General features: G+C 57.9%; 23 protein-coding genes and 1 pseudogene. 10 read left to right on the top strand and 14 right to left on the bottom strand.

Features of this window, described 5'->3' with window-relative positions:
- The 3 genes from AC2YI2_RS34205 to AC2YI2_RS34195 all read right to left on the bottom strand — a co-directional run.
- Positions 1 to 352: transposase (locus AC2YI2_RS34205; RefSeq protein ID WP_487390993.1), on the bottom strand; the 352-nt coding region annotated here is incomplete at its 3' end.
- Positions 353 to 635: 283 nt separating this feature from the next.
- Entirely contained in the window at positions 636 to 1673 is a 1038-nt protein-coding gene (locus tag AC2YI2_RS34200; RefSeq protein WP_487390992.1) for a GGDEF domain-containing protein, read from the bottom strand.
- A gap of 88 nt (positions 1674 to 1761) precedes the next feature.
- On the bottom strand, positions 1762 to 1935 hold the full coding sequence (locus AC2YI2_RS34195) for a hypothetical protein (RefSeq protein ID WP_487390991.1): 174 nt from the start codon (positions 1933 to 1935) through the stop codon (positions 1762 to 1764).
- Between the two features lie 93 nt (positions 1936 to 2028).
- On the opposite strand from AC2YI2_RS34195, the gene AC2YI2_RS34190 reads away from it, so the two are divergent.
- Positions 2029 to 3249 (top strand): TadE/TadG family type IV pilus assembly protein, encoded by a 1221-nt coding sequence (locus tag AC2YI2_RS34190; protein WP_487390990.1) that lies wholly within the window; start codon positions 2029 to 2031, stop codon positions 3247 to 3249.
- A gap of 310 nt (positions 3250 to 3559) precedes the next feature.
- Here AC2YI2_RS34190 and AC2YI2_RS34185 read toward each other — a convergent pair.
- From AC2YI2_RS34185 to AC2YI2_RS34160, 6 genes and pseudogenes are all read right to left on the bottom strand, one after another.
- A pseudogene (locus tag AC2YI2_RS34185) lies at positions 3560 to 4186 on the bottom strand (DUF1062 domain-containing protein).
- Positions 4187 to 4775: 589 nt separating this feature from the next.
- The gene (locus AC2YI2_RS34180; RefSeq protein ID WP_487390989.1) at positions 4776 to 5432 is read right to left on the bottom strand and encodes a DUF1579 family protein; all 657 of its coding nucleotides are present in this window, start codon (positions 5430 to 5432) and stop codon (positions 4776 to 4778) included.
- 82 nt (positions 5433 to 5514) lie between these two features.
- Positions 5515 to 6291, bottom strand: coding sequence for an SDR family oxidoreductase (locus tag AC2YI2_RS34175; protein ID WP_487390988.1), 777 nt, complete (start codon positions 6289 to 6291; stop codon positions 5515 to 5517).
- Positions 6291 to 6749 (bottom strand): putative quinol monooxygenase, encoded by a 459-nt coding sequence (locus AC2YI2_RS34170; RefSeq protein WP_487390987.1) that lies wholly within the window; start codon positions 6747 to 6749, stop codon positions 6291 to 6293. The genes AC2YI2_RS34175 and AC2YI2_RS34170 overlap by 1 nt, the downstream gene beginning before the upstream one ends.
- A gap of 215 nt (positions 6750 to 6964) precedes the next feature.
- Entirely contained in the window at positions 6965 to 8020 is a 1056-nt protein-coding gene (locus AC2YI2_RS34165) for an AraC family transcriptional regulator (RefSeq protein ID WP_487390986.1), read from the bottom strand.
- 81 nt (positions 8021 to 8101) lie between these two features.
- Positions 8102 to 9577, bottom strand: a complete 1476-nt coding sequence (locus AC2YI2_RS34160) for an MFS transporter (RefSeq protein WP_487390985.1) — start codon at positions 9575 to 9577, stop codon at positions 8102 to 8104.
- Positions 9578 to 9774: 197 nt separating this feature from the next.
- Between AC2YI2_RS34160 and AC2YI2_RS34155 the strand changes: the two genes are divergently transcribed.
- The 6 genes from AC2YI2_RS34155 to AC2YI2_RS34130 all read left to right on the top strand — a co-directional run bounded on the left by AC2YI2_RS34155 (position 9775) and on the right by AC2YI2_RS34130 (position 14595).
- Entirely contained in the window at positions 9775 to 10323 is a 549-nt protein-coding gene (locus AC2YI2_RS34155; protein WP_487390984.1) for a MarR family winged helix-turn-helix transcriptional regulator, read from the top strand.
- A gap of 99 nt (positions 10324 to 10422) precedes the next feature.
- Positions 10423 to 11349, top strand: a complete 927-nt coding sequence (locus AC2YI2_RS34150; protein ID WP_487390983.1) for an EamA family transporter — start codon at positions 10423 to 10425, stop codon at positions 11347 to 11349.
- A 64-nt stretch (positions 11350 to 11413) separates the two neighbouring features.
- A complete protein-coding gene (locus tag AC2YI2_RS34145; protein WP_487390982.1) occupies positions 11414 to 11803 on the top strand; it encodes a tautomerase family protein in 390 nt (129 codons plus the stop codon).
- A gap of 11 nt (positions 11804 to 11814) precedes the next feature.
- On the top strand, positions 11815 to 12177 hold the full coding sequence (locus AC2YI2_RS34140; RefSeq protein WP_487390981.1) for a cupin domain-containing protein: 363 nt from the start codon (positions 11815 to 11817) through the stop codon (positions 12175 to 12177).
- A 90-nt stretch (positions 12178 to 12267) separates the two neighbouring features.
- Positions 12268 to 13140 carry an NmrA family NAD(P)-binding protein gene (locus tag AC2YI2_RS34135; RefSeq protein WP_487390980.1) on the top strand — a complete coding sequence of 291 codons (873 nt, stop codon included), beginning with the start codon at positions 12268 to 12270 and terminating at the stop codon, positions 13138 to 13140.
- A 246-nt stretch (positions 13141 to 13386) separates the two neighbouring features.
- Positions 13387 to 14595: an MFS transporter gene (locus AC2YI2_RS34130; RefSeq protein ID WP_487390979.1), complete on the top strand. Its 1209-nt coding sequence runs from the start codon at positions 13387 to 13389 to the stop codon at positions 14593 to 14595.
- Positions 14596 to 14663: 68 nt separating this feature from the next.
- On the opposite strand, the gene AC2YI2_RS34125 is transcribed toward AC2YI2_RS34130, so the two are convergent.
- Positions 14664 to 14834 carry a hypothetical protein gene (locus tag AC2YI2_RS34125; RefSeq protein ID WP_487390978.1) on the bottom strand — a complete coding sequence of 57 codons (171 nt, stop codon included), beginning with the start codon at positions 14832 to 14834 and terminating at the stop codon, positions 14664 to 14666.
- Between the two features lie 89 nt (positions 14835 to 14923).
- Between AC2YI2_RS34125 and AC2YI2_RS34120 the strand changes: the two genes are divergently transcribed.
- Positions 14924 to 15157 carry a hypothetical protein gene (locus AC2YI2_RS34120; protein WP_487390994.1) on the top strand — a complete coding sequence of 78 codons (234 nt, stop codon included), beginning with the start codon at positions 14924 to 14926 and terminating at the stop codon, positions 15155 to 15157.
- Between the two features lie 141 nt (positions 15158 to 15298).
- Here the strand turns inward: AC2YI2_RS34120 and AC2YI2_RS34115 are convergent, their stop codons facing one another.
- Positions 15299 to 16453, bottom strand: a complete 1155-nt coding sequence (locus tag AC2YI2_RS34115; RefSeq protein ID WP_487390977.1) for an MFS transporter — start codon at positions 16451 to 16453, stop codon at positions 15299 to 15301.
- 180 nt (positions 16454 to 16633) lie between these two features.
- Here AC2YI2_RS34115 and AC2YI2_RS34110 point away from each other — a divergent pair, with 180 nt between their 5' ends.
- Positions 16634 to 17338: a helix-turn-helix domain-containing protein gene (locus AC2YI2_RS34110; RefSeq protein ID WP_487390976.1), complete on the top strand. Its 705-nt coding sequence runs from the start codon at positions 16634 to 16636 to the stop codon at positions 17336 to 17338.
- A gap of 214 nt (positions 17339 to 17552) precedes the next feature.
- Here AC2YI2_RS34110 and AC2YI2_RS34105 read toward each other — a convergent pair whose 3' ends face one another.
- A complete protein-coding gene (locus AC2YI2_RS34105; RefSeq protein WP_487390975.1) occupies positions 17553 to 17744 on the bottom strand; it encodes an SDR family oxidoreductase in 192 nt (63 codons plus the stop codon).
- Positions 17745 to 17768: 24 nt separating this feature from the next.
- Between AC2YI2_RS34105 and AC2YI2_RS34100 the strand changes: the two genes are divergently transcribed.
- Entirely contained in the window at positions 17769 to 17936 is a 168-nt protein-coding gene (locus AC2YI2_RS34100) for a hypothetical protein (RefSeq protein ID WP_487390974.1), read from the top strand.
- A 118-nt stretch (positions 17937 to 18054) separates the two neighbouring features.
- Here the strand turns inward: AC2YI2_RS34100 and AC2YI2_RS34095 are convergent, their stop codons facing one another.
- Complete coding sequence (locus AC2YI2_RS34095) at positions 18055 to 18663, bottom strand: LysE family translocator (protein WP_487390973.1); 609 nt, start codon at positions 18661 to 18663, stop codon at positions 18055 to 18057.
- 1312 nt (positions 18664 to 19975) lie between these two features.
- A partial coding sequence (locus AC2YI2_RS34090; RefSeq protein WP_487390972.1) for an alpha/beta fold hydrolase occupies positions 19976 to 20444 on the bottom strand: 469 nt, incomplete at its 5' end.

The raw sequence follows: 20444 nt of genomic DNA, 5'->3' as shown, positions 1-20444 counted from the left end.
CCGAGCGCCTGACCTTGCTGCCCCCTTTTGCGCCGGCGGCCGAGACATGGGCGCGGACAATGGTGGAATCGAACATCTGGATCAAATGGGCCGATGCGCTCATCTCGGCCAATGTGTCGAAGAAGGCTTCGAAAACGCCGGCCTTGCTCAGCCGGTCAAAACGCTTCCAGACCGAGTTCCAATGGCCGAAGCGTTCCGGCAAAGCACGCCAACGCACATTCTCCACCGTGAAGAAGTGCATCGCTTCCAGAAACAACCGGTCGTCTGCAGCCTTGCGGCCCCGCCGCGGCAGGCAGGCCTGGAAAACCTCCAGCGCGTTCGCCCAATCCGTATCTGTCATCTTCGTGGACATCGCCGACCTCCAAATCAGTCGACAATCCATGAATCAGACTGGATTCGTCTGCGGAACCCCAAATCCTATACCTGAGTCAATTCGTCCACACGGCCTAGCAAAGCACTACATTTGTAAACGCGACATGCGCAATGAATTGCGTGAATTGTTGCGCGAAAGTGATTGAGAGCGCCTCTTCTGCTCTCATGCCGATCTTTGCTATAGGTGTCTTTCGAACAATCGAACGTCAGGCGCGACTGGCCGGGCGAACTGGTCTAGTTGCTATCGACGACATGAGCCGTAATCAGCGGCTCGCAATGTGCATTCTTGTCCGCGGATCGAGAGAGAATATTCGGTCGCGGCCGGAGACCTTTGCCTCATAGAGCGCATTGTCGGCATTCTTATAAGTGTCCTGGACAGACTCGCCCAATCTATGCTCGATCAGGCCTGCGGAAAAAGTCACACGCCGTCCGCCGAGCTCCTTGTATCTGATACGGCTCATGATGTTGCTAAAACGCTCCAGCGCCCTTCTTGCGGAAAATTCGCTTGTGTTGGGCATGACGAGCAAGAACTCCTCCCCGCCAACGCGGCCCATCCAGTCGCTTTCACGGAACATGCTCCGAGAGTAGGCTCCAAATGCCTGCAAGACGCTGTCGCCGACGTCATGGCCATACTGGTCGTTGATATGCTTGAAATAATCGATATCGAGAATGGCAATGCTGACAGGCGAGGTTGACGTCGCGCACTTTATGCAGTCTTCGAAATACCCCATGATGGCGCGTCGACTGCGGAGGCCCGTAAGCGCGTCCGTTTCGGCCAAATGAATCGCCGCATCGCGCGCATGCCGCAAGTCGGCTTCCGTCTTCTTGAGCGCAGTCATATCCGTCATCGTCATGATGATCCACCCGTCACTGAAGGTGGTTTCCACAGCCCAGAACCAGCGACCGTCAATCAAATCTATCTGGAAATTTCGGTGGGTCTGCGATCGTCGCTTGGCAGTCGCCATATTGAGCCACTGATCGATATCCGTGGCCTCTATGAGCACCCCACGCCTCTTCGCATGGCAATGCTTGATAATGCTCTCGAACGTCTGTTCTCCAGGCTGGAGGTCGTAAATACTGCGAAATGCTGATGAGGACATAATCAGCCGATCATTGGGCGCGAAGATCGCGATCGGCAGGTCGCTGGCGGAAATGCCCTCGAAAAGTAGAGACATCGGGTCTGGCGCGGGGTGTGTTCCCTGATCGGCCCGAGCATTCAGCGCGCTTACCCCTCTCAATTCGAGACTCGTTGTGTCTTCAGGACGCGCTGGTCTCAGATCGTTTGGCAGATCGCAAGTCATACTGCACCATCTTTCGATCCACCCATCCGGCCCGATCCTTGGTTGCCCGCGGTTACTAGGCGACAGGGACCGACCTTCTGGTTCGGTTTCATGTGTGCTGCGTCGAGCTTGGAAGTCGAACGCAAGAGATCACGTCCATGGTCGGTTCATAAGTTCTTCTATCAAGACTTGCTAAATCTCCCCTTAACGTGGCCAACGGCATCATCACCCCGTCTTGTCCGCCAAACGGGCCAAATGCATCATTAATCATAAAGATGATCATCACTCACACTCCAGCCTCCTTTAACTCGCTTTTCATTGTCTTGCTGCGTAGTGGCCTGATTGTCCGACAATATCTCGGTAAGCGAGTACTACCATGCGACATATGACTGCTCTGTTTCGCGACAAATCCGGCAACTTCGGAATGTTGGCGGCACTGGCTGCAATCGGCCTCACACTCGGCATCGGCATGTCGATCGACTACAGCCGCGCGGTGTCCGAGCGTGACCACCTGCAACAGGCGCTCGACGCCGGCCTTCTCGCTGCCATGAATAAGTCGACACTCACCGAGCAGCGTGAGGTGATCGAGAATGTCCTTGTCGCCAATCTCGGAGGCAGTAACCTCATCAGCGCGGACTTCGATTTCGACGCCAACCTCTCTGTCGTCAAGAACGGCGATGGCAGCGTCACAGCGACGCTCGGAGATAGTGTCGAAACCAGCTTCATGCGCATCGCCGGACGCCAGTCTGTTCTCATCCGCGTGAAATCGACAGCGATTGCCGAAGGCTCGACCTCGACAGGTACCTGTCTCTGGGCGCTTGGCAGTTCCGGCCAGGACGTGCTGGTCAATTCCGGCGCCAATATCCAGTCTACCCAATGCCGCATGGATGTCGCCTCGACCGCCAATCCTGCCTTCATCATGAATAGCGGATCGACGCTGAAGTTCACGAAATTCTGCGTCAAGGGTACCAGTTACATTAAGAACGGCGGCACGCTCGCCAATCTCGAAACCGGTTGCGCCACCCAGTCCGACCCTTATGCCGGCACGCTGCCCGAGCGCACCCTACCGTCGACCTGTACAACATCGGGCTATCCCAACGGCACGACCTTCTCGCTTGCTCCCGGCATGCATTGCGACGTGGGCTTCAACGGCTCGCCAACCATTACCTTCCAGCCCGGGCTGCACATCATCAAGGGCCGGATGATCATCAATTCCGGCGCGACCGTGATCGCCAACGGCGTCACCTTCTATTTTCCGGACACAAATAGCGAAATCCGCGCCAATGGCGCGCTCACCTTCACCGGCAAAGCACCAACCTCGGGCATCTATAAGGGCATATTGATGTTCGAGAAGACGTCGAATGCGGCCAACAATTCCAACAAGACGCAGTACATCTTCAACGGCTCGAACGGCGAGACGCTGGAAGGTATCATCTATCTGCCCAACCGCAACGTCACCTACAACTCGACCACCAATGTGACGGCGAAGATCTCCATGGTCGTCAACCAGATCATTTTCAACTCCGCCAACTGGCGCATCGAGCCTTACGATGGCGGCGGATCGAGCGCCGGCAAGATTGTGCGGCTGGTGGAGTGACGCATTAAGCCAACGCGCCGAATAGGAAATACTCCATATCGCCGGCGGTCGGCGGCGAGGATTTCACGCGCGATTTTAACAGGGGATACGACACGGTCGACACCGCGCAGCCATGAACGGGGCGGAGGCCAACCGATATTGACTGTTCTTCGCTGAGGCTTACAGTCAGAACTGCGCTACAACGCAGTGCTAGCTGCACCCCGGTCACACTCCCAAGGATCACAAGACCACCGTTAATGTGCCGCGGGTCACCAGACGTGAAATCACGAAGGCCCGAAGTTTCAGCCCTTCGTGATACGGCTACACCGGGCTAACCCGTCGCCAGAGGTCTCCACAATTGCAGTCGTTCGGCCTCGCTGGAGAGGTCAATGGTAACTTGCGTACCAGTTTTGATACGCCGCCTCAGGACGTCGGCGCGGTCAGAATTTGTCTATAGCATACCGCCGTCATGAAACGTTTGAAGCCGCGAACGCGTAACTCTCAATTCTGACGCCAGCAGACGGTCGAGGCGTGTGCTAGTTGGAAATGGAACCACCAGTTCTATCTCCAATTTCGTCCAATTGTCAGCTTCGTGCAGAATTGCCTTTTCGATGTCAAACTCCGAAAACTCATCGATACGCTGCGACTTGCGTCTCAGAGCTTCAAGGTTGAACGTTTCCGTCCGGATCCACTGCGGATCATTGGAATGTAGCGCTTCAAGGACGACAGGATCGATATCGCGGACATTCTGCCGCTCAAAGATTGGCCGGTTCCATGTCTTTTCACAGGTGAGGCACTTGTAGATAAGCCACGCATCAAGCTTGAGACCGTTGGCGTTGAGCCGGATTTTGCCGCTGGATTGGAAGGCTCTCAAGCCCCCACATCCGCTGCACGCAATCCAAGGCTGGGGAGCTGTCTGGGGAATGATGGTCCATCGGACCCGAAGTGTATTGCACATATCGTCATGGTCTTCCGTTCGGAAGTCCACCAAGATGGTGCATGAGAAAACCCTTACGGGCACGGCGTGGCGATGTTATGGGCGGCTGAAGAGCTGAGATAGCGGAGCTGCACATGGCACATTTTAACAATGCCAAACCGGTCTCTTGCCACCACCCGATGAACATAATCATACGCCGACAGCATGTTGCTATCCGGCAGTACGGGTGAAACTGGATTGAGACCGGTATTTACTTAGGCAAAGTCAACCTCAACGCGCCAACGCTCTTCAACCGCAGCGATAGCAAATGATCGGTCCAAATTGGATTCCCTTGTCGCATCCAGAAGCTGAAACCTGTGGCATTGCGGCTTTTATGCAACTTGCAATGAAAGCAAGCTCGTTGGGCTAGGCCGGACGTTGGATTCTCAAACGGGGCATTTCCCGATAGTCGGTGAAGCGCCCAAGTCCAAGCTTCTTCCGCCGAAGAGTTTTTGCTAGAATCTCGTTGAGCCAAAGCGAACGTCGCCGCAGAAAGTCGTAGTAAAACGCCGCGCCGCCCGCATTTGATCTCACCAAGAAGACTAGCGAACTGCTGCAACTTAGTCCGCGCTCACTCTTTCAGCCGTGTATACACGGCGCGCGTGGCCAATGCCTCCTTCTGCCCTGCCCGCGTGAAATAGAGTTTAAAGACATGTCGATCGTTGTTCTCGATTTTGATGACGGTGCGCATGCCAACCGACTTTCCGACGGTTTCCTCGCCAGCCACGCCCTGATCGGTAAACTTGCCGGACATGCTGATCGGCCTTTGATCACCCGATTTTGGCGCACCCTCGAAATACATCATGGTTGTATTGACGGGGTCGATCGTGACCCACTCGTACCGCTCGTCCATTGTGCTGTAGCCGAGCCATCCTTTGCGCCACACCGGCGCTCCATCCAATGTCCCCTCCATGATGTCTTCGATGTAACGGCCGCCTGCGACCCACTGCCGGCGGCTGATCAGATCGTCGGTCACGAGCGGCGGCTGATCGGGACTGCGGCCCAGCGTACCATAGAAGCTCATCTGGACGCGCCAGGTGCCGACCAGCGGCGAGAGAACCTCATGCCCCCGGCCGGGTAACCCCCGACTAAACCATTTCGGCAATTCCGGTTGAGTCGGGCGCACGCCTTCGGCCGAGCTATCTTGGGCCAGTGCGATGCAGGATACGGAGAAGATAATCGCAATGACGCACCAGGAAACTTCCAGCGTTTGAATAATTCGTTTCATTTTCCATCGCCTGTAAGAATTGCTGTGATAATCAGGTTGAATCTGAGAGATTTGCTTCTTATTGCCGGGACTGCATGGAACATCATGCCTTGGTTTTTCGGGCTTCGGTTGCCGTGTCTTCGATATTGACCAGCGTTTCGCCTCCGGAAACTTCCAGAATAGCGCCAGTGACGAAATCATTCGTCATCAGGAAAAGTGCCGCCTTGCCGATATCGTCGACTTTTCCAACCCGACCTGCCGGGAAGCGCTCGCGCACCAGCGCGAAAAACGCGTCACGCTCGGTTTGCGGCATGCCATTCCACATCTCACTGTCTATGACGCCCGGGCGGATTGTGTTGACGCGGATCGGGCCAAGTTCGAGCGCAAGGGCGCGTGTCAGCGCCTCGAGGCCAGCGAAAGCGACCATCATCATCGAAGCGCCAACGCGAGGCCTGGTGACCAGGCCGCCCGTAGTGAATGTGATCGAGCCGCCCTGCCGCATCTTGGGCGCCGCGTGCCGCGCGCAAGACCAACTGCCGAGGAACTTGCCAGACAGAACGGCCTGCGCTTCGGCCTGCGTCTGGGAGAGGAAGGTTCCTCCAGAACTCGGCGGAGTTGCGGTGATGAGGAGGTGGTCGAGTGTCCCGACCGTCTCAAACGCTCGCTCGACGGCCGCGTCATCGGTCATGTCCAGCGACCGGAGCGTAATTGAACCGCGAACGCCTGGCTTTGCAACCGATTTCGTCGAAGAACGCCGCCCGAACGCAATGACTTCGGCGCCTGCTTCTGAGGCCGCGCGGGCTGCTGCCTTTCCCATGCCGCTTGTTCCGCCGATGATCACAACACGCTGTTTCGAAAGAGGCTGCGCGTCACCGATCATTAGGAATCTCTGCCTTGGGCATAAGGGCTCAGCATTTCAAGCCACTGTGTTTCCATGTCGCCAGGCTCATATTCACCGGCATCCGCGACGAACTTCTGGACATAGGCTTCGCCGAAGTGACTCTTGAGCGCGTCGATGTTGCGCCAGATTTCGTAGATGACGATGAGATCGAGGTCGGACCGGTCGCGATGGATGTGAAATTGCAAGCAACCGGTTTCCGATCTCGTCGCCTCGAGATCTTCAAGCATCCGGTTAACGAGTGCATCGCCTTTACCAGGCGTGGCGCGATGCTTTGCTATGACACAATAGGGCGTATCTTCGCCGGCGGCTGGCGGAGGAAGATCAGGTAACATCAACGCCATGCTGGCTCCTGGTGAGTGGCCTCGAAGGTGTTCGGAAACTCGCGCATGCTTCCATATATGCCCATGCGAAATGCCGGCGATGCGGCTCCTTGTCATGACGCTATGCGATCGCTGCTTTCGCTGCCTATCAGGACGAAGTGATTGTGTTGTTTGAGATTTATCGTTCTTGGCGCGGCACTGCTATGGCAGAATCACCTGAATGTTTGACCGTTTGTCGCGCCCGATTGCCTTTGGCAGCCGCCGCTGGGACCCAGCAGATCCCTGGCCGATCGCATCATGAAAACGCTCCAGACGCTCCGACGCGGCTGTGCTCACCGGCCCGAATTTCGAACCGCGCCTGGAGAGACGCCTATGAAGCGTTTGAACGCCCGACTGAAGGAAGCATCGGACTCATATCCCAGCTCCGACGCGACCTGTGACAGCGACAGATAGCCGTTTCGCAACCAGGAATCCGCCAGCCGAAGCCTCCATTGCAGGAGATAGCGAGCGGGCGACACCAACAACAGGCTCTTGAATCGCTCGGAGAACCTCGAGCGTGACAGCCCCGACAACGCCGCCAAACGATCGACCGACCAGTTCTCCCCTGGAGAGCGATGGATTCTTGCGAGCGCCGACCCGATTTGTGGATCCCGGACGGCCGCCAGCCAGCCAGTCAAATCGTCGGAACATGTTTCGACCCAGGATCTGATTACTTGTGTCATGACGATGTCGGCAAGGCGCGCCATTACCGTGGCCGAGCCGATTCGTTGCCCTTCAGCCTCCCGGGCCATCATCGCGATCAGGCTTGGTAGGTCGGTGTGGCCACGCTCGTCATGACGGATATGCATCGCCGGAGGCAGCAGTTCCAGCAGCGGATTTGCCGTCGGACCCTCAAAGCCGATCGTGCAGCATGCGATCAACGACCGGGCGCCGCCTCCGCCGGACTTCAACTCGTACGTTCCGTTCCCGATCAAGGCGGGCTTGACATCCGCGAGTGGTATGGCGCGCCCTTTGGGCGGGTCGGACATGGTGTGCTCTGATCCATGGGGAAGAAGGAGCACATCGCCCTTTTCAAGCAGAAGCGGCGGCAAACTCCTAGCTTTTATCCAGCAATGACCTTCGAGCATCGCATGAAAGCGAACGCCCTCCCTAAACGGCACGGCGATGCCCCAAGGCGCCGTCAACTCACTGCGGCCATACCTTGCATGGGCGAGGCGCAGATCCCGCAGCACTTCGCTCAACAAATCAGTCTCGGCGGGCTGATAGCCCATCGTTTGAGGCCCAAGACCTGGCCGATCAATGGATCTTAGCGGATCACCCATATGCATTCCTTTCGTCAAAACCTTCTCATGCTCTTTAGGCGGCTCGTCATTCTTGGTGACAAGCAAAAGGCGATCCGAAATTGGATGGCCTCGTCGGTCTGGATCAAGCGAGTCCAACTTGCGCACTGGAACCGCCGACCGGTTCAATCATTCTTGATCGCCGGGTTCTAAATTTGCTTTGCCCTTCCTCGAAAGATCACGAGCGTCCGCCGACCGCAGGGGGAAGAGTACGACCAGGAGCAGCGTCAACGCCATGCCGGCGGTGATCGCATAGACCGCGTGTGAAACCCCGAGAGCAAGTGCCATGCGCATTGCTTCGCCTTCCAGACCAGCGGTACCGTGATTGGAAATGATCACAAGGGCTGCCAGTCCAATCGCCGCGCCCATTCCCGATCCGGTCGATACAATGCCTGACGCGATCCCTTGCTGATGGTCCGGCACGCCCTTGGCAGCGGCGATGAACATCGCCGTGAACATTGCACCGTCACCGATGCTGACCGCAATCAGTCCTGGTACCAGAGCGATATAGGAAGTGCCTGTATTGATGACCAGGCCTATTGCGAGGGCGCCAAGCACTCCGACGCAGAGGGCAAGGATCATCGTCTGCCTAAGCCCCAGCGCCGTCGCGACCCGCCCAGCCAGAGCCGAGGAGATGACGACGACGACGGTCGGAATAAGGAAGGCAAATCCTGTCTCCAGCGCGCTATAGCGCAGTATATTTTGAAAGAAGATCGACAGAAAATAGAGCAGCGCACCGAATGTGGCCATGAAGAGGCTGGCCACTGTGAGTGCAAGCGCAAGCCAGGGATTGCGCAACATGGCAAAGGGTACGAGGGGGTCGGCCGTACGCTTTTCCAGTAGTATGAACGAGGCGCCGAGCGCGAGCCCGAGCGCCATGACTCCGGTCGTCGCCAAGGACAACCACCCAAAATTCGGCCCCTGCACAAGGGCCAGGACAACCAGCGTCACGGAACAAGTCACGGAGACGGCGCCGGGGATGTCGAAAGATCGGCTCCTGTCGATCGCTCCATCGGGATCGATCAGTCGGAAGGTCGCAGCAAGAGCAAGTCCGGCCAGGGGCACGTTGACGAGAAAGACCGCGCGCCAGCCGAATGCACTGGTCAACGCACCGCCGGCCAGCACGCCGATGACCAGTCCCGCCGCTCCGGCTCCCGCCCAGATGCCGACCGCCCGGTTGCGTTCTGCGCCTTCGCGAAACAGCACATTGATAATCGCAAGCGTGCTGGGAAACACCAATGCTCCACCCAGGCCCTGCGCCGCACGCGCACCGAGCTGCTGGAGAGAACTATTTGCTAAACCACCTGCCAGCGAAGCGATGCAGTACAGGAAGAGACCGAGTGCCAGGACCCGCCGGCGGCCGAGTAGATCTGAGGCGCGTCCGCCCAATAGGAGAAATCCACTCGAGGCAACCGCATAGGCGCTTATCACTGCCTGCAGCGTTTGCGGCGAGTAGCCCAGATCCCGTCCTATCTCCGGCAATGCCACGACGACAATATACTGGTCGAGCGAAACGATCAGCATTGCCACAGACAGTAATACCAGAACGGGGGATCGGAGATGGCCGGACGGCGGAGCCGCCAGATCGGTATCGGCAGATGTCATCTTTTATACTCCCTGGTCCTGAGTGGACTCGCGGTTTTGAGAGGCTGGAAACGAAACGCCTACCTCGTGGCCCGGGGAAATCACCTGAGCAGGTCTCGCGAGGCAACGTTTGTCCCATCTCAAATCGACGCATTAAATTATCTTGACACAAAGATATATCGGAACTATCTTTGTGTCAAGACAACAGGAGGCCGCTTATGACAATGACCTTAGAAAAGCTGGAGACGTCTGATCGCACCGATGATGTTGATCTTTTCATCGCCCAACGCGCCCAGGAGTCGCCTGGTATCGACACGGAAGGCATGGCAATCTTCGGTCGTATCTATCGGATCGCGACGCGATTGGGCCCGCATATGGAAGCGCTGTTTGCTCGCCACGGTCTCGAGCGCGGAGAGTTTGACGTTCTGGCGACCCTGCAGCGCAACGGGCCACCCTACAAGCTGTCGCCGACCGCCCTCTACACATCGCTGATGGTGTCGTCGGGTGGTTTGACATATCGCCTCAAAAGGCTTGAGGCGGCGGGGCTGGTCACACGGGTTCCCGCTCCCGACGATGGTCGCAGCCTGATCGTGGAGCTTACCGATCGCGGGCAAACGCTGACTCGGGCGGCATTCGAAGAAGACATGCGTCTCGAAGCCAGCTGGCTGGCGGCGCTCGCCGCTCACGAGCGAAGCCTCTTGGCCGACCTCTTGCGAAAGCTGTGCTTCGCCGTACCGGTCTTTGAAAAGGACCAAGCGACTGCCTGAGGACAGAACTTAACCACACGTCACGATCGGGCATGCAGGTCACCGAGGCTATCGTCGCCGCGGACGGGCAGGCTTTGCCCTCCAACCAGGAGAGTGAATATGTCTACCAACACGTCTGCGGTTTTCCATCCGGACCGAAGCCTTGCCACTTCACCCTTGCCCCTGTTGCTGGTCGTTGGATCATTGCTCGCAATCTCCGTCCTGCTTTCAAAAACCGCGGCAGGCCACAACGCGCCGATGCTGAGCTATCTGGCTCTGGCAATGGGTGGTTCCGGCGTGATCCTGATCATCATGACGCGTGGGGTGCGCACCGGAACGGCCGGATTGGCCGCTGTGACGGTCTACAGCATCGGGGCAGGTGCCCTGATGGCGCTTGGCAGTGCCTTGAGCTATCTCACAGTCCATAAGGTGGGTGCCGCCTTCATCGCGCTCGCCCTGGCTTTTCCACCTATGCTTACCTGGCTTCTGTCTTTGTTTTTCCGGATCGAGCGTTACGACGCATTCCGTCTGGGCGGACTGCTGGTCGGCCTTGCCGGCGGCATTCTACTGGCGGTAAACAAAGGTCTCGGCGCGCCGTCGGATATTGGTGCCATTCTTGTTGCGTGTGCCATGCCCGCCGTCCTCGCGGCCGGAAATGTGTTTCGCACCCGGTTCTGGCCGAAAGGCGCGAGCCCGCGTGAACTGGCCGGCGCAATGCTGATCTGCGGCGCCGTGTTGACCCTGCCCTTCGCCATCTTCTTTGAGGGAGCGTCGGCAATGCCGCAGGTGCTCCAGTCGCCGATGCTCCTCATCTTCCTCATCGCGATCGCGACATTCGTCGCGCAATATGTGGCAATGTTCCAGCTTCAGCAGATCGCCGGTCCGGTCTATCTCAGTCAGATCGGCTCGGTGGCGGCCATCGTTGGCAGCCCCGTGGCGGTTTTCGCGCTCGGCGAAAAGCTGCCCAACGGTTTCGCCTTGGCTGCCCTCCTGATCGTCCTGGGTCTTGCCATGTTCCAATATAGCGGGACAAGACCCCGCACTTAAGATGCCCGGTTACGATCACCAGACCCGTTTCAACAACATCGACTGCTTTAGAAGGAGAATTGCAATGCCCATGACCCGCATCTCGCTCAAGACAGGCAAATCACCCGAATACCATCGCGCCTTGATGGACCAGATCTACCTCGCAATGCGCGAAACCTTCAATGTGCCAGAAGAAGACCGGTTCATGACCCTGACCGAGCACGCCAGCCATCAGTTCGATTTTGGTGCCGATTATCTCGACATTCATCGCTCAGACGACCTCGTCATGATCCAGATTACCGCCAACAATACCAGGAGCCTCGCACAGAAGAAGGCGCTTTATGCCAAAATTGCCGAACGGCTCGCTGCCGACCCCGGTGTTAGGCCAGAAGATGTCCTGATCAATCTGGTCGAAGTTCAGACGGAAAACTGGTCCTTCGGACAAGGTCAGGCCCAATATGCTCCGGCAAACTGAAAGGTAGAGCCATGCCCCGTACCCCCGCCGTCCTCAACCGTTCCGACTGGGCCATTCATGACCGGCTATGGCATGGACATTTTCAGGGAAAGGATATCGGAACACATGCCACAGTCCTCTTCTATGCCACGGAAGAGATGGGCAAGGGCCCTCGCCTGCATGTCCATCCCTATGACGAGATATTCATCATCCGTGCCGGGCGGGCGCTCTTCACAGTTGGTGAGGAAGAAATCGAGGTCGAAACCGGACAGATTGTTCTGGGGCCGGCCGGGATGCCACATCGATTTGTCAATCTCACCGCCGGCCTGCTGGAAACGACGAGCATTCATCTCAGCGATACCTGGATCCAGACGGACCTGGAGGAGCCACAGTAGATCCAAGTTGGCTCAACTGCAGTCAACATCTCATCGAATGCATGCGCAAACCGAGAGTTTGCCCAATGCACACGAATGGAGGAAATGACGATGCATATCATTCTTGGCGGTACCGGCCACGTTGGATCGGCAACAGCGGCGGCCCTGCTCAAACGTGGTGAGCCGGTCACGATCGTCGCCCGCCATCGCGAGCGCGGCGCGGCACTTGCGCGGGCCGGTGCGACGATTGCTGTCGCCGATGTCCACGACGTCAGCGCCCTGCGCGCCATTTTGCAAACCGGCCAGCGCGCCTTCCTGCTCAATCCGCCCGCCGATTTCAGGATCGATACGGATCTGGAAGAACGCCGGACCGCAGCGGCGATCGTGGACGCCCTCGACGGATCGGGGCTCGAAAAAGTCGTTGCCGCATCTACCTATGGCGCAAAAGCGGGGGAGCACTACGGCGACCTCAACACCCTGTTTGAGCTGGAGGAAGGACTGCGGGCGCAGCCGATCCCGGTTTCGATCAATCGCGCGGCCTACTATTACACCAATTGGGACGCGCAGGCCCAGTCCGTGCGTGAACGCGGCGTGCTGCAATCCTTCTTTCCGGCGGACTTTTCGCTGCCGATGGTCTCGCCAGAAGATCTGGGTGACGCCGCGGCGCGGCGACTGACCGAGCCTGTCGGCGCCGGTGGTATCCACTATGTCGAGGGACCCGAGCGCTATTCGCCGCAGGACGTCGCGAATGCCTATGCCGCCGTCTTGAACCGCCCGGTCAAGGTGGAAATGGTTCCGCGTAGTCAATGGGAGGCGGCCTATCGATCGCTTGGTTTTTCAGAACCCGCGGCGTATTCCTATGCACGCATGACCGCTGCATCGATCGACGATGGGTTCACCCCAGCCGCGCAGGCAGAGCGCGGAAAGATCACGTTAAAGCAGCACATCGTCGATCTTGAAGCCAACCGCGCCGGGCACCCGTGAGGATGGTCGGGAGGTTTGGCGTGCTCGACTCCGCAAGCCCTTACTTTCGGGGCGAGACAGTCTCGCGAATGATGCAACTTCAATATCGGCATACGGAACTACCGGGCTCCCATCGGGCGCATCACGAATGTCTCAGGGATTGTGCATTGCTCAATGCCTGGACGGACGGACATGGCTTTCGGATTCTAAGTTACATATCATCCAGGAAGATTGGTCTATGAAGTCCTCCGACTTAGGAGATACCTCATGACGGACACAAGATCACTGCTTGACGACGCAGTGATAGACCTTGATGGCGCCCAGCCAGCGGCGTGGAGCGCGGCCACCTGGTTCGCGGTCGTTTCGATGGCGGCCACGAGCTTTGCTCTGGTGTCAGCCGAGTTCCTGCCGGCAGGCCTGTTGACGCCGATGGCGCGCGATCTCGGCATTAGCGAGGGGACAGCCGGACAGGTCGTCACCGCCACGGCTTCCGTCGGCGCTGTGACGGCATTATTCAGCAATGTTCTCATCGGTAGATTGAACCGCAAGACAGTGCTGGTCGGTCTCAGTGCGCTGGCGGTCGGCTCCAATATTCTTGGGGCGCTGGCGACCGATTTTTGGCTATTGTTGCTGGGCCGGGCCGGGTTGGGTATTGCGCTGAGCGCTTTCTGGGCGCTTTCAGTCGCCGTCGTGGCGAGGCTGGTCGGCGCCAACGCAGCAGGCCGGGGCATGGCGATCGTCACCCTAGGCGTCTCGCTCGCCACAATTGCCGCACCCTCGATAGGCGCCTTGATCAGCGACTGGCTGGGCTGGCGTAGTGCCATGGCCATGACAGCCGGTCTTGCGGCGCTTGCCATGCTGCTGCAGTTGCTCAGCCTGCCGACACTGCCTGCAAGCGCAGGCAATAGTCTGGCCGATGTCTTCCGGCTGACACGGCGGCGCCAAGTTCAGCTGGGCATGCTTGCTATTCTTCTGCTCATGACGGGGCATTTTTCCGGCTCGGTCTATGTACGTCCCTTCCTTGAACAGGTGACGCTCCTTGGAACCGGGCCGATTGCCCTGGCGCTGCTCGAGTTCGGCATCGCGGCTGTGATCGGCAATATTGCCGGTGGCCGCATGGCCGACGCCAATATCCACGTGGCGCTCGCTGTCACCGGTGCGTTGATGGCGTTTGCGGCGCTTGCATTGGTGCTTTGGGGCACGCACATCGGCGTTGCCTTCGGCTTTGTGACACTTTGGGGCTTCGCTTTCGGCATGACGCCGGTAGTGCTGCCGACCAATCTGTCCCGCGGAGCACCCGACGCGCTGGAAACAGCGGGCAGCCTGATGGTCGTCTCTTTCCAGGTCGCCATCACTATCGGCGCGGTTCTCGGCGGCTATGTCGTGGACAACTATGGTCCAACGGGGCCGTTAATCCTTACCGCCGTTCTCGCAGCATCAACAGTCGTCCTGGCGCTGCTGCAGCGCCGCGCCTGATCTCGCTCGTTGCGGACAACGCCACTCGATATTTCCTATGAGCGCAGTACCACCAGGAAATCGCCGAACTAATCGAGGATCAGGTTCCAGAAAAACTTGCGGATATCCTCTGCCAGCAGGTCGGGCGCGTCGGAAGCGGCGAAGTGGCCGCCGCGTGGCATTTCCGCCCAGTGAACGATGTTGTTTGCGCGCTCCGCGAAGCTGCGGACAGATCGAAAATCCTGGGGGAAGACGGCCACGCCGGTGGATGTCGGATTGTTTACCTCGCAATATGAGCTCAGCGTCCTTACCAAGTTGCGTGAGTGCATTCGATCAAGGGAAATCCGGATTGTCGGCGCTGACCGTTACCGAAACCCCGACGATGATCTGCCAAAGGATTTTGCGGCTCGACGTTGCCCGCGAATTTGTGGCGATGGTTCGCAAGGAGTTGGAGCAGGAGTTGCTGCTTCTGAATGAAACAATCCCGCGCCGATGTTTTGAAGGAAGTTGCGCTCGACGCCGTCTCGATGCTTTCGAAACCTCGGCGTCCTGTGTCGCCCTTCCCAAGGCTGTCCTGGATTAACGAGTGCTTCTCTGCCTCTAGATTTCGGCAAAATCGCCGCGTGAACGGCGGCGCGAGAATGCGCGTTGCAAAACTCGGGCGCCAAATTCCAATTTCTGTCGGGATTTCTGCGACGACGGCACACAAGACAAGTTCATGCGCCTACGGCCGCCTGACAACGATTATCCCGGCGAAGATCAGAAGGAATAGGCCAACACTTATTGGCACCGCAGCGGGCGATATCAGGTCCATGGCAACGCCAGTACCTGTAGAGCCCATAAAGCTTCCGGCGGAGTAGGCTAGGGAAAAGCTCGCGGTACCGGCAACCAGCATGCCACCCTCAAAACGCTCGCCCAAGATTGTCAGAGCGCAGGTGCTCAAGGCGAAAGTCGCAACGCCGATAACCGCGAACGTGATAAGGATCGCAGCCTCGTAATGCAGGAACGGAATCGATAGGAATGCGGTGGCACCCAAAAGACCACAGCCGACGACGACCCCCCTGCGTGAAGTTTTATCGAGCAGCCACCCGACCAACGGTTGCGCAAGAGCCGTTGGTAACGACAAGACGATAATCGCGTAGGCGGCAAACGCTTCAGAATGGCCGACCCTAACAAAGTAAACGGCCATGCCTGAGATCGCGGCAATATCAGCGAAGCCGAAGGCAAATTCCATCAGAACCAGGACAGGAGCAGCCCTAACGAAGCGGAACAATGCGCCCGAGGGTGCGTTTTGCGGCAGTGTGCGTGTCCTGCCGACGACGGCTACGCTGGTAAAGCCGATAAAAGCGACATAGAGGGCAACGAGGGCAAAAGCGAAGCCGCTCTTGGTGCCTAGAAGCGGAATAGCCAGCGGCCCTGCTGCGAAGCCCGCGGACATTCCTGCTCCATAAAACCCGGAGATGCGCCCACGGATGCGATTGGGGCTAGCCGTGTTAAGCCATGCGCCTGTCAGAATGGAGATCAGGCTGGCACAAAACCCGATCACGAAGCGCGCGACAAACCAGGCAGGAAGATAGTCAGTCAGAGCAAACGCCGCCAAGGATAAGGAACAGCCGAACAAGGCTGCTATTATCAAGCGATCCCCACGAAGGCGCGTGGTAAGCTTGTCGATCATCAGCACGGCAGTTGCCGCACCCACGGCGTAGCCCGCAGCATTGAGACCAATCAGGCTTCCGGAAACGCCCTTGTTTTGCAGCATCAGTGAGATCAGCGGGAAGGTCAGACCTTGTGCTATAGCGAAGGCCGTCACGCTTAAGATCACGACGGCGATAGCGGCCCAATCTGGTGTTTCAGCCTCTGGCGTTCTCGCGATCATCATGATGTTGCCTGGTGATTGTGTTGTCTGTTTGCGCTTCTTGAATCTTCTATTGGATGTCGATATGTCTGTCTGTCGATGATCAGATGATTTATGTCGAGAATTCGTCAATCCATGATCGGTACAGAACACGCAGCGCAAGACGTGCGAGCAACGACGCGGCCTCGGTATCTCGGGGAAGTGATGAGTCAGCAAGCCGGCGAGGATAATGGCTGGCACACCCATGAATTTGGGCAGCTTATCTCGGCCTCGTATGGTTCTATGTATGTTGGCACAGTAAACCGCGTTCTTTTGTTAAGCCCAGCGATGGCGGTCTGGATTCCACCTGATTCGGACCATTGGCTTCGGTACGCATCGAGCAACGAGATGCTTTACGTCGACGTGAACCGGGAAGAGGCAGGCTATCTGGGAATGAGTCCACGTATAATGGGTATGACGCCACTTCTAAGCGCCCTGATGTTGGCGACCTTGCCCAAAGCCACATCAAGCCGACCAAAGCACCACACGAATGCTCTCCACGATCTGCTTCTTCATGAGATCGTTGCCGCAAGAAACGTGCCGCTTTCAATCGTAATACCGCAAGACAGGCGAATTCACGGTTTTGCTGAGGCCGCGTTGGCAAATCCAGGATCAATAACTTCGGTCGATGCATGGCTCGCGGATGCTGCGGCCAGCCGGAAGACTATTGAACGATTGTTCGTCTCCGAAACGGGAATGACTCCCTCTCGGTGGTTAAGACATGCCCGTATCCTTCATGCCGTTTCGCGATTGGCCGCTGGCGAGAAGGTCGCTTCAGTGGCGTTTGACATGGGATATGAGTCGTCAAGCGCGTTTAGTTATATGTTTCGACGCACTATCGGTGTTAGCCCGCGAGATTTCTACTCATGAGCTTCCACGAGTTTGTGCCGATAAGATCGGTCGCTGCGCGAAGGTCCTGACTTTTCACTGAGAGTATCGCGAGCTGGAATCGCGCTTAAATTCGTGTCGCAAATGTCGGTCGAAACGTCCGCCTCAAGCGGGTGACTTTTGCGACATGCGACAGCGTCATTTTTGGGTACACCCTAGAGTGACGACTGAAAGTGACGGTCGCAGGATGTAACTCTCACATCAGGCTGAGGCCTCCATCGACTACCAGTGTCTGGCCAGTCGTATAGGGGTTCGTGAGCAGTGTCAGGATGGCATCGGCGATATCCTCCGGCCGGCCAAAGCGGCGGACCGGCAACGCCGTTTCCGCCCAGGTTTTAGTTTGCTCGCGCGTCGCACGATGTATCGGGGTATCGACCAATCCCGCCATCAGCACATTCACACGGATGGGTGCGTGTTCCGCCGCGAGCGTGACCCGCGCGTCGACATCTTCGACGGCGATATTGGCGCTGCGATCCGCTCGGCCACATCAGGCTATGACGCTATCCTGCTCGATGTCGAGAAGGGTGGATGGGCTGAGCCGGCCGGGCAACGATGCGCTCTATGGCGCGAAGCGTCTTAGTGAAGCCAACCGCGCGCTCGCGCTCAGTGGCGTACTCGCCGTCTGGTCGTCGCATCCCGGTCCGGGCGTGCGGCAAATCCGGCGCGCGGCATATGATATGGCTTGGCGTCAAACGCGGCTAGGTTCGCGCTGCGATCAGGCCGGCCGCGGAGGCCATCAGCGCTGCGGCCGTCCGGTTGACGAGGCGGATGTAATGCGCAGAGCGGAGCAGCATCCGTGCGCGCGAGGCCGCCGCTAGATAGGACAGCTGCACGATCAGATCGAGGCAGATTCCAAGGGCGATGATGATGGCGGCGCCAAAGCCGGTAAGACTGGTCATGTCGAAGGCATGTGGCAGGATCGAGCCGAAGAAGACCACGGCTTTGGGGTTGCCGAGTGTCAGTAATGCGCCGGAGAGAATGCCGGACCGCAATGTCCGTCCGCTATTATTGGCCGGTACAGGCGGCGCGGTCCATAGTTTCCAGGCGATGAACAGCAGATAGGCGACGCCCAGCCATTTCACGACCACAAAAGCCGTGTGAAACCGCGCCGCCAACTCGGCAAGACCGAAGATCGCCGCGACAAGCCAGGTGGCGTTCCCCATCGTCATGCCCAGCATGAAAGGGACCGTCGACCGGCCACCGCGCGTGAGGACCTGTGCGATCAGCGCACCCTGGGCGGGACCGGGCAGCGAGGCCGCGATCACGAAGGGAATGACGAAAAGCCAAAGATTTGTGCCGAGGGTCACGCGATCTCCATTGTTGCCATAACCATGATTTCACAACCACCGGCCATGGGGAAGCCCAAGAGTGCGGCGGCTCAGATCTCGAAATGGCCCTTGTCGATAGTGCCGTTGAATTCCGGGCCGAAGGGCGTGTCGTCGTAGCATTTCACCGCGAAACAGTTGTCCATGTAGTTGTTGTAGTCTCGTCGATCTTGTTGCCTTGAGTGGAGTCGAACCGAGGACACCGCGGTTGGGCCGGTCCGCCGACCGCCCCTACTCATTGGCAAAACGCGGAAATTATTTCCGCGTTCTCGTGCGAATAATGCGAAGCTCTTGATGGGATCGGAACTGCAGACCCCAGAATTGCCACGAGGGCTCGGCAGGAGCAAATGTGGCGTACATTCGCTTGTTGGCCTCTACGGCACCGCCAGACTCACCGTCGCTGGCTAGAGTTCCCAATGGGCGCCGTTTGGAGTTTGGGGATGATGATCGACCTGCGAAGATCGGCCTGCGCATGGATCAGGATGAAGCTGTTGTAAGGCGTGGCAAAACCTTCAGCTACGAATTCCACGATGTCGCCATTTCTGTCCTCGAGGCTCAGGGTACCCGGCCTTGACATCTTGCGACCACCTAACGGGATGAACTCGGCAAGTGGACTTAGGCCGCACAAATGAGTGTCTCAACCTCCAGGTCCGATACGGAGATCCCCCCTCGAACAGCGGAACGTAACCGAGTTGCAATCGCCTGAATGATAGGATCATGCCAACCGTGCAGGTCATCCAGATCGGCATAGCGCTCGACCGGCATTTCTCGCGCGATTTGTCGACGCAGCTCCCCAGATCCCGTCAGCTCCAATATGTCCGAAGCGGAATCGGTTTCTAGCCACACAATCGGAACGTCGCCCCCTAATCCGATTGACAATGGCGGGACTGGTCGCCGCCTCACACGGCCGTTGGCGGAGCGAACCATCGCTTCGGACTGACCTGTGAACGCTAGCGCTATCGAGCCGCGCGCGGAGACCGACACGATTTCCCCGTCGCGCCATGCGGGTAGGACGCAGTGAGACAGTTGGAAACGGGCTCCCTGCCGCCGAGCGACATCTGGTTCAAAGTCCTTTGTCATGTCCTGTCGCCAGATCCCTCAGGTCATATGATTTCCCGCACTACGCGTGGATGTAGAGCTTGATCCATCAGTATAGAAAGAACTCCTGAGCAGCAGGCCAGTTCTATCGCGCAATCGGTGGCCACGGCACAGCTAGAAAGAAGGTAACGTCGGTCGCCTTCGGCCGAATAAGCGGCTGATCTTCATTTCGGAGCTTGTCTTGGCGACATATCTATCAACGTTGACGATGAACTCGTTCCAGGAAGTCTCTGATAAGAGGCACGACTTCCTGGAAATTCGTCTCCAATAGCCAGTGGCCTCCGTCGAAAAGATGAAGTTCGGCGTCGGGCAAATCTCGTAGATATGCACGCGCGGACTCCTCCGGCATGTAGTGATCCTGAGGACCCCAAAGAATCAAAGTCGGCGGCTTATGGGCTTGCAGGTAACGCCGGTGATCCGGAAACCAGCTCCGGTTCTTTTTCAAATCGGAAAGAAGCTCGGCGACGGCATCCTTCCTCCGTTCTGTCATCAGGCTCCAATGCAAGTGCCATAGGTCCGGCGGAACAAGTGCAGCCAGCTCGGGCCGGACATTGTTCAAGAACTCTTCACGGAAGGATTCCTCTGTGACGGCGTTGCGAAGTTCGGCACGCATTTGATCCTCCGGCAGGGACCAAGATTTTTCGATGTCGGCGTATTTCGGTCCT

Source organism: Rhizobium sp. SRI_017, assembly GCF_057586295.1.
This window is presented reverse-complemented; position numbering and strand designations above follow the sequence as displayed.